Genomic DNA, 1247 nt, shown 5'->3' with positions numbered 1-1247 from the left:
TGTGGGAGCAACTGTCTTGGCAGCTTTTCAAAAAGCATCATTAAGGCAGCCATAAAACCGCCCACAGCCTATGCCGTGTACTACTCCACTAGTGATCGCGTAGTTGATTACGCTACGCGATCGCTCCACTCTGAGCCGTCTCGGATCATTGCATTCAGGCGAATCAACAACACTCGCATGCAGGCGATAAGCGCTACTTTTGCGCACTTTCCTTTATCTCGCAGAGCTTTATATCGAGCGTTGAGTTCAGGCTGAAAGCGAATAGCAGACCAGCACGCCATGTAGAGCGAGCGTCGGACTGAGAATCTTCCACCACTGATATAGCGCTTACCCTGGTACTTGCCACTGTCGTTGTTATACGGTGCAAGGCCCGCGAGTGCGGCGATTTCACGACGTCCAACGCTGCCCAGTTCGGGCAGGTAGGCCATTAAGCTGGCAGCGGTAATGAGCCCTATTCCTTTGACCGAGCACAATTGTGAAACCCTTTTTTGATCAAGGGTTTCGGCGCTCTGGCGAATCTGTGCGTCGAGTGACCCTATAACTTTGGTCAGATAATCGATATGGCTTTTCAGCAGGGATTTAACAGCATCAGAAGAGGCTGTTTTTAGGCGCCGCTCGTCGTCGCTTCGTTGCTGAACAAAGTTCTCGCGCTGGTGCACCAACGCCCGTAAATCGTCTTGCTCAGGGCTGGTAGGCTGGCTTTTGGGGGGATTGATAGTGGTCGCGAAATGGGCGAGAAGCTTTGCGTCTATTGGGTCGGTTTTAGCTTGCAGCCCCAACGCTCGGGCAAAGCTTCTGGCCCGGCTGGGATTAATCCTCACAACTTCCAAATCTGCCGCCTGAAGTGCTTTCATGACCTGGCGTTCGTAACCACCCGTCGCCTCCAGCACCACACGACTAACGTGGTGACTCTTCAGCCAACGAATCAGCCGTGAAAAACCGGCCGCTGTGTTAGAGCAGCTCATCCCCTCAGCTTGGGAATCGAGCTGAACTTCAAGATCGTCTTTTGAAACATCGATGCCTGCAAACATGGCCAAACCCTCTTACACTCAAAAGTGAGAGCGCTCTGGCGGGGCCCACGCTTGTAACTGTTCGAGGTCGGCTCGTTCAACTGTTCGGGCTCAATAACCAGAGTGGAGAGGTGGATGGCAGCTTAGGCTCCCACACGTGCTTCAAGCACCGCTGTCGGTCAGCTTGCCATCCACCGCTCTCATCCACAGTCTAATCCCGGCGAAAGACACAAGCTG

1 protein-coding gene is annotated in these 1247 nt (G+C 53.5%); it reads right to left on the bottom strand.

All coding sequences use genetic code 11. The features are described 5' to 3' along the window. Window positions 1-107: 107 nt before the first annotated feature. A complete protein-coding gene (locus J1G37_RS28915) occupies window positions 108-1031 on the bottom strand; it encodes an IS110 family transposase (protein WP_207047211.1) in 924 nt (307 codons plus the stop codon). Window positions 1032-1247: the final 216 nt, after the last annotated feature.

Source organism: Pseudomonas sp. Marseille-Q1929 (assembly GCF_017316265.1).
GTDB lineage: Bacteria > Pseudomonadota > Gammaproteobacteria > Pseudomonadales > Pseudomonadaceae > Aquipseudomonas.
The sequence above is the reverse complement of the archived record's forward strand: the minus strand, read 5'-3'. Positions and strand labels throughout refer to the sequence as shown.

Coding starts and splice junctions, on each gene's coding strand:
- J1G37_RS28915 (WP_207047211.1), bottom strand. CDS start 1,031: ATGTTTGCAGGCATCGATGTTTCAAAAGACGATCTTGAAGTTCAGCTC.